Origin of the sequence: Streptomyces hirsutus, from assembly GCF_001418415.1 — a bacterium.
GTDB classification, from domain to species: domain Bacteria; phylum Actinomycetota; class Actinomycetes; order Streptomycetales; family Streptomycetaceae; genus Streptomyces; species Streptomyces hirsutus.
Genome location: NZ_LIQT01000187.1, coordinates 1 through 6,878, shown reverse-complemented (window position 1 = coordinate 6,878; position 6,878 = coordinate 1). Strand labels below are relative to the sequence as shown.

Sequence of the window (6,878 nt, the reverse complement as noted above, 5' to 3'; positions counted from 1 at the left end):
CGCCATTCGGGTGAGTGGCCGGCGGAGGCACCGGGCTCCACCTCGTTGCCCCCTTCAGGTCCGGTCAGGTCCGGTCAGGTCCTCAGGCCCTCAGGTCCTCAGGCCCTCAGGTCCTCAGGTCCGGTCAGGTCCGGGGCAGCAGGGTGCCGAGCGGCCCCAGATCGAGGTTGAGATCCTCCGGGCGTACGCCGTGCTGCTCACAGAGTTCCGTCATGCGCTGGTCGAGCAGCATGAGCGTGGTGCCGATCTCGTCGATCTGGCCGTCGGTGAGGTCACCCTGGTCGATGCGCCGCAGCGCTTGCCGTTCCATCAACTGGCGCAGGAGCTCCACCACGGTGAGCACCAGGGCGACCAGATCGCGCCCCATCTGCTCGGAGTCCAGATCGACCCGTGAGGCCGTCACAGCGGCCCACTGTCGGCCCAGGGGGCGGGCACGCGTTCGCTGACCGAGGACAGCAGGGCGTGCAATGACACCCGCACGAGCGGGACATCGGCGATCGCGATGACCAGGTCCCCACTGACGACGACCCCGGTCGCCAGGACCCGGTCCAGGAGATCGACCAACGGCACCCCGATGGGGCCGCTCAAAGGGCCCGGACCGTCCCACGGAACCACGTCGTGCGTCACCCCTCACACCTCGCCCACGAAGGAGTAGGGCACCCACGGGCCCGAGAGTTCGATCCCTGCGCCGGTGCTTCCCCGCAGGTCCTTCACCAACAGCTCCAGTTCGGCCGACCGGTGCTCGGCGACCAGGTAGGTGGCGTTCAGGACCTGGACACGGTGGTCGCCGGCCGCTCCCGGGCCGTGCGGCCGGAGCCGACGGGACGCCTTGGCGATGCGGCACACCCGCGTGTCCACGGTCTCGGCGACGCGCAGGGACTCCTCCCGCTGCTGCTCGCGCCGTGCCTGCAAGTTCCGTTTGCGCTCCAGATACGCCCGCCCCGCTCCCGGAGCCGGACGCTCCCGATCGCCTGGCGTACTCGGTATACTCGGTGTACTCGGCGTGCGGGGCCGCTGCGCCGCCCCGCCGCCGACATCGCCGGGAGAGCCGGTCGCGTAGACCTTCACACCCCATTCGGCATGGTGCGCGATGCGTTCCAGGGCGGCGTGGAAGCGCGCCGACTCGTTGCCCAGCACGACCTCGGCCCTGTCCTCCGCGTTGTACAGCGTCGCCAGGGGCAAGGGCACCGTGGGTGCCTGGGCGGCGACCGCCGACACGACCTCGTGGTGGGCCCGCGCGTACCGTTCGAGTTCGGGCTCGTCCGTCAGACGCTCCTGCCATGCCTCGTCCGTGAACTCGGCCGCCCGCACGGTCTGCACGATCGCGGTGAGAGAACCGAGGGGAAGCGTCCGCAGGGGTGCGTCCCGGGCGACCCCGGACACCCCGTCGAGCGCCGGACTTCCCTCGGTGCGGCAGACCGCGTACACGTAGAGGGCGGTCGTGTCCGAAGCCTTGGGGCTGCGCTCCGTCATGCCTTCGTTTCTCCCTGGCTCATCGATCGGCCGACGCCATGTCCCGGGGCCCGGATTCGAGTGCCTCCAGGCGGGTGCGCAGTTCGCGGTTCTCCTCCTGCAGAGCGCTTCGTGCCGCGCGGGAGCTGAGCGCCGGGTCGGTCTCCCACCAGTCGATGCCGGCCTTCTTCGCGGTGTCCACGGAAGCCACGAAGAGACGCAGCCGGATGGTCAGCAACTCGATGTCGAGAAGGTCGATCTTGATGTCGCCGGCGATCACGATGCCCTTGTCGAGGACGCGCTCGAGGATGTCGGCGAGGTTGGTGTTCGGGGGCCCCGGGACGGGGTGGTCCACGTCGTGCCGGAAGTCGAGGTCAGTCACGACGAGCCCTCCGGGAGCGCCGCTCGGCGGGCTGCTCCTCCTCTTCCTCGCCCTCCTCTTCTTCCTCGCCCTCTTCCTCCTCGTCCTCCGGGCCGGGCTCCTCTTCGTCCTCGTACTCCTCCTCGTCTTCCTCTTCCTCGCCCGTCAGCCGATCGTCCGCGGCCTCGCCGTCCTCTTCCTCGCCCTCTTCCTCCTCGTCCTCCCAGCCGTCCTGGCCCTCTTCTCTTTCTTCCTCCTCCATGGCCTCTTCGTGGGACTTGACGACTTCTCCGTCGCGGATCTCGCCACGCCAGGCTTCGGGCTCCTCGTCGGTGAGCGTGACGTACCGCTGGAAGTGCTTGAAGTCCAGGCGGACACGGCGCCCTTGAGCACGCCAGAGGTTGCCCGTCTTCTCGAAGAACCCGGACGGGTAGTACTCGAGGACCAGGACGATGCGGGTGAGGGACGGAGCCAGCTCGTGGAAGCTCACCGCACCACGCGTGGTGCCCTTGGCGCCTTCCGACGTCCACACGATGCGGTCGTCGGGCACCTGCTCCTGGACCGTCGCCTTGAAGCTGCGCGAGGACGGCCCGATCTTGACCTTCCAGTTGCTGGTCGCCTCGTCTTCCATCGAGACGTCCTGCACGCCCTTGGCGAAACCGCTGAACTGGTCGTACTGGGACCAGTGGTCGTAAGCGGTACGCAGAGGCACTCCCACATCGAGCACCTCGATGATGTTCATGAGCTTGCCGCTGCCCGCCTTGCGCTTGCCCTTTCCACCGCCGAAGGTCTCTTTGGCCTTGTCCACGACACTGTCCTTGACGCCCTTGGCCTTTTCCGAGACGAACGCCTTCACCGGCGAATCGCCCTGAAGGACGCGTGAGCCGATCTTGGGCAGGGACCCGCCGTTCTCCGCGACGTCGGTCAGCCGGCCCGTGACGCCGGTCAGCTTGTCTCCCGCCTTCTCGGCGAACTTCCCCGCCTGCGCGCCGAGGAATCCGGACAGCTCTCCCCGGAGCCTGCTCAGTCCGGACTCTTCCGCCTCGGGTTCTGTGTTCTTCGACTTGGCCATGACTGGCTACCTCCGACGCTTCGTGCGCTTGGATGCGGTCCCCTTCGCCGACGACGATGTGCTTGCTGCCGTCTTCTTCGCGGGAGATGTCTTCTTGGCCGCGGTCTTCTTGGACGCCGTCTTCTTGGCCGGAGCGGACTTCTTGGCGGTCGCCTTCTTGGCCGGAGCTTTCTTCTCGGCCGCTTTCTTCTTTGCCGGGGCGGACTTCTTCGCCGGGGTCTTCCTGCCCGACGGCCGCTTCTTCGGCCTCCGCTCGGGGACCTCCTCTTCCTCTTCCTCCTCTTCCTCCGGGCCGGGCTCCTCCTCTTCCTCCTCTTCCTCTTCCTCCTCCGGGCCCGGCTCCTCTTCGTCCTCGTACTCGTACTCGTCGTCCCCGTACTCCGCGCCTTCGTCGTCCGGCGTCTCTTCTTCCTCGCCCTCGCCCTCGTCCTCGTACTCGATGTCTTCGTCCTCGTCCCGCGGAGGTTTGGTGAGACGGGCCGTGCGGTCGCTGAGCGTGTCGGCCAGTGAGCTCAGGCTGCGGTTGGCGGTGGCGGTCATGGCCTTGCGGCCCGCCTCGAGGACCTCGCCCCGGATCTGGTCCTGGAGCTGGGCGAACTGGGGAACCTCTCCGAGCCGTCGCATCCCCTCCGCGGCGAGCTGGCGGGGCTCCAGCCCGAACCGCCGGCCGGCCAGATAGGTGGCGACGGTGATGGCCAGCCGTCCTTTTTTGGTCCGGCCCAGTAGATAGCCGCCGACCACTGCGGCCCCGAGGGCAACTTTGGACTGGTCTTCCATCAGCACGTCACCTTCGCTCGCGATCGTTGTGTGCCGGACCGACCCGCACGGCGTGCAGTCGGTCGAGCAACCGTTCTTCTTCTCGTTCGAACTCGTCCGGAGTGATGTCGCCCGCCTCGAGCTCCTGGTTGAGCACCGCCAGTTGTGCGCGCAGAACGGCGGGGTCGTGCAACTCGCGCTCGGCGGCGTCGTGGAGTTTCTCGGCCACCCAGACCACGCCCCGGACCGGCGCGATGGGCAGTGTGAGCAGGCCGGTGATCAGTCCCATGTCACACCCCGCCCACGGGTACGGGGCGGGCCTCGGACGAGACGAAGCTGTAGCAGGGGAGCGGGCCGGCGAGCCGGAGTTCCACATGCTCCCGATGAGCGTCCGCGAAGGCCCGGGCCCGGGTGAGGAAGGTGTCGGTGTCGCCGCGGTCGACGAGGAAGGACATGTTGAGCGCACAGCCCGGGACGGTGGGACCCGCTGCCACGGCGCGGGCCCCGGGCGTGAGTTCACGCACCATGCGCCGTCCCGCCGCCGCCGCTCTGCGGGTGAGTGCGGTGGTGACGGCTTCGCCCAGTCGGATACTGGCCTCGTAGCCGGGACGCCGGCGCGCGGCGTCGCGAAGCCGCCGTACGTCCTTCTCCTCGGCGACGAGGGCCGCCAGCGCGTTCTGTGCCGGAAGTGCCTTGACGTTGATCTCGAAGCGGCCGGCCAGCTGTTCCAGAGCGGCGGCATGGCGGGACTCGGCTGCGGCCAGCTGCTCGAGGACCGTCTTCTCGTCCGGCGCGACCATGCCGAACCGCATGGGCAGCACCGGCCCTTCGTCCGCCAGGCGCATCAGGAGTTCCTGGTGCGCCAGCAGGTCGCGACGTCGCGCGCGCAGCTCGGGCGGCGCGTCGCTGACGACCGCGTCGAGCGGGCCCTGCCCGATCGTCCGCACCGGGGCGGGAGGGGATCCCACACCGCCGAGCCCTTTCGGGAGCGCCGTTCCCGCCCGCAGAATCGCGTAGACGTACACCCCGTCGGTCACCACGGTCATGCCTCCACACGGCGTCGGCTGCTCTTGCGCGCGGGAGCGCGCCGCTTCCTCGGGCGTTCCTGCTGCTCGTCCTCGCCCTCGTCCTCGTCGTCGGACTCCTCGTCACCGCCGCCCACCACTTTGCGTACGGTCTCGCCCACGGTGTCGGCGGCCCTGCGCACCTTGCGCTTGCCGACAGCCTTGGCCGCACCGCCGCCGAACAGTTCGGGAACCGTGGTGCTGCCGGAATCGCGCTCGAGGTCCAGCCGGTTGCACGCCTCCGCGAACCGCAGGTAGGTGTCCACACTCGCGACGACGATGCGCGCGTCCACCTTGAGGATCTCGATCCCGACCAGCGAGACCCGTATGAACACGTCGATGACCATGCCGCGGTCGAGAATCAGTTCCAGCACGTCGTACAACGTGCCGGAGCGGGGCGGGCAGGCCACGACTTCGTCGGAGTAGTAAGTGGTGGCGGTCATGGAAGTTCCTTCCAGCAGAGGGGGCGAACACGGATCACTCGTCGGCCGCACCCCGCCGGTAGCGACGGACCCTGCGGTATTCCAGGAGTTCGCCGTCCCGGTCGAGTTGCACCTCGTACGAGGCCAGGAGGCTCGTGGTGTCGGGAATCCGCGGAACCTCCAGAACGTCCACCACCACGCACCAGCCGTCGTCGGAACGCCGGACGGCGGACACGCCCTCCGCCGGGTGGTCGATCAGCCCCTCCAGGCTCTGGAGGGCCGTACGGGCCGCGTGCTCGGGCCCCCGCGCGGCCCCCGCTCGCCGGGCGGGGGCCGTCTTGGAGCTCCCGGTGCCGGAGCGACGTGGTTCTGCCATACGGTCAGTTTTGGCGCTCCTGGCGGCTGCGCATCTCGAGCGGGGCCATCCGTGGGAGGCGCGGGGTACGTGTGCCGCAGTGGTGCGGCGCGCGCGTTTTCCCGCTGCGGTGTAAAAGAAACATGAAGGCGCCGTGCGTGTGACGAGAACTCCGGGGCATCTGCTCCCTCGGAGGTTGATAATCATGGTTCCCCTGCTTCTTGTACTTCTGCTGGCCCTCGTCCTTTTCGGTGCCGGATTCGCCATGAAGGCGCTGTGGATCGTTGCCGTGATCGTGCTGGCCGTGTGGCTGCTCGGTTTCGTCATGCGCTCCGCAGATACGGGCGGACGCCGAGGCCGGTGGTATCGCTGGTAGAGCGAGGAATACGCCTTACCTGAATGCTCGGGGTGGTATCGGATTCATTTCTGGTTCCACCCCGCCTTCATGCCCGGATGGGGCCGTCGAGCCCGCGTGCTGACCGAAGCGGCGTGGCCAGGGCGCGGGAATGCGGATGCGGAGAGCCGGGGCCGGCAACCCGGCCTCCTGCACTATCGGTTCGGCGTCACCCCAGGACCCCGGCGAGTTGGTGATCTGGCCGGTTGGGCGGCCGGTTGTCCACATCCGTGGAGTTCGAGGATTCTGCGGTCATCGCGGCCATGGTGTCTGAGGGCGTGGGTGGTGTTGGCAGGCCGGCCCTGGCCGCCTAGCATCGCCGGTCATGGACATCGCGCTTGTCCGTTCACGATGGCGGGCCGTGTTCGCCGTGTTCGCCGTGCTTCCGTGGGGGCTGGGCCTGTCGTTGGCGGCCCTCACGAGCGGATGGGAAGCCGTCGCGGGGCAGTCTGATGTGCTGGGCACCACGATGGCCGTGGCGGCCGGTGCGGCGTCCTTCGTGACCGTTCCGGCTCAGGTGCAGACTGTCAGGGCTCTGCTGTCCAGACCCCGGCTCACCCTGGAGACCGACGCCCTGGTCATCCATGACCCCGTGTTCCTCCGCAAAGACGCCCGGATCGCGCGCGAGCGAATCGCGGAAGCCGATCGGCTGGACTGGAAGGACGCCGAGGTCAGCTTCCTCATCGGCTACGACACGACCGAGCTGACTCCGTTCCGCGAACCGCTGAACGTGGAGGTACGGCTACGCGGCGACCACGGCTTTGCCTCGGCCCGAAGGCTTCACCGCGGCACCTGGATCTGGCGCGTCGCCCGCAGAGGGGACCGAGCCCCGCAGTTTCCGGTGCCGGGCGACTGCTACCGAAGAATCCGGATCCGTGCCAGACACCCGGTGGACGCCCTCACCGCCCTCACCGAATGGGCCACGGGCTCAGCCGCTCCTGACGCCGGGTGCCCTCCTGATGGAACGACAGGCGAGCCCTACTAGGGCCTGTGTGATGTCGT

At 68.6% G+C, this 6,878-nt stretch carries 12 protein-coding genes; 2 read left to right on the top strand and 10 right to left on the bottom strand.

Annotation, left to right across the window (positions count from 1 at the left end):
* Positions 1 to 124: 124 nt before the first annotated feature.
* Genes AOK11_RS14770 through AOK11_RS14725 form a run of 10 tightly spaced genes read right to left on the bottom strand, consistent with a single transcriptional unit; the run spans position 125 to position 5,503 of the window.
* Positions 125 to 403 carry a gas vesicle protein K gene (locus tag AOK11_RS14770; RefSeq protein ID WP_055594174.1) on the bottom strand — a complete coding sequence of 93 codons (279 nt, stop codon included), beginning with the start codon at positions 401 to 403 and terminating at the stop codon, positions 125 to 127.
* Positions 400 to 627: a gas vesicle protein gene (locus AOK11_RS14765; RefSeq protein WP_055594173.1), complete on the bottom strand. Its 228-nt coding sequence runs from the start codon at positions 625 to 627 to the stop codon at positions 400 to 402. The genes AOK11_RS14770 and AOK11_RS14765 overlap by 4 nt, the downstream gene beginning before the upstream one ends.
* Before the next feature lie 3 nt (positions 628 to 630).
* On the bottom strand, positions 631 to 1,473 hold the full coding sequence (locus AOK11_RS14760; protein WP_055594172.1) for a GvpL/GvpF family gas vesicle protein: 843 nt from the start codon (positions 1,471 to 1,473) through the stop codon (positions 631 to 633).
* Between the two features lie 19 nt (positions 1,474 to 1,492).
* Positions 1,493 to 1,834, bottom strand: a complete 342-nt coding sequence (locus AOK11_RS14755; protein ID WP_055594171.1) for a gas vesicle protein — start codon at positions 1,832 to 1,834, stop codon at positions 1,493 to 1,495.
* Complete coding sequence (locus AOK11_RS14750; RefSeq protein ID WP_055594170.1) at positions 1,827 to 2,885, bottom strand: SRPBCC family protein; 1,059 nt, start codon at positions 2,883 to 2,885, stop codon at positions 1,827 to 1,829. Before AOK11_RS14750 ends, AOK11_RS14755 begins: the two co-directional genes overlap by 8 nt.
* Before the next feature lie 6 nt (positions 2,886 to 2,891).
* A complete protein-coding gene (locus AOK11_RS42825) occupies positions 2,892 to 3,662 on the bottom strand; it encodes a hypothetical protein (RefSeq protein ID WP_055594175.1) in 771 nt (256 codons plus the stop codon).
* Between the two features lie 7 nt (positions 3,663 to 3,669).
* Positions 3,670 to 3,930: a gas vesicle protein GvpG gene (locus AOK11_RS14740; RefSeq protein ID WP_055594169.1), complete on the bottom strand. Its 261-nt coding sequence runs from the start codon at positions 3,928 to 3,930 to the stop codon at positions 3,670 to 3,672.
* Position 3,931: 1 nt separating this feature from the next.
* Positions 3,932 to 4,681 (bottom strand): GvpL/GvpF family gas vesicle protein, encoded by a 750-nt coding sequence (locus AOK11_RS14735; protein ID WP_095534226.1) that lies wholly within the window; start codon positions 4,679 to 4,681, stop codon positions 3,932 to 3,934.
* A gap of 2 nt (positions 4,682 to 4,683) precedes the next feature.
* Positions 4,684 to 5,148, bottom strand: coding sequence for a gas vesicle protein GvpJ (gvpJ, locus tag AOK11_RS14730; protein WP_055594167.1), 465 nt, complete (start codon positions 5,146 to 5,148; stop codon positions 4,684 to 4,686).
* Positions 5,149 to 5,182: 34 nt separating this feature from the next.
* A complete protein-coding gene (locus AOK11_RS14725) occupies positions 5,183 to 5,503 on the bottom strand; it encodes a gas vesicle protein GvpO (RefSeq protein ID WP_055594166.1) in 321 nt (106 codons plus the stop codon).
* Between the two features lie 184 nt (positions 5,504 to 5,687).
* On the opposite strand from AOK11_RS14725, the gene AOK11_RS14720 reads away from it, so the two are divergent.
* Entirely contained in the window at positions 5,688 to 5,858 is a 171-nt protein-coding gene (locus AOK11_RS14720; protein WP_055594165.1) for a hypothetical protein, read from the top strand.
* Between the two features lie 343 nt (positions 5,859 to 6,201).
* The gene (locus AOK11_RS14715; protein ID WP_157869361.1) at positions 6,202 to 6,861 is read left to right on the top strand and encodes a hypothetical protein; all 660 of its coding nucleotides are present in this window, start codon (positions 6,202 to 6,204) and stop codon (positions 6,859 to 6,861) included.
* Positions 6,862 to 6,878 lie beyond the last annotated feature (17 nt).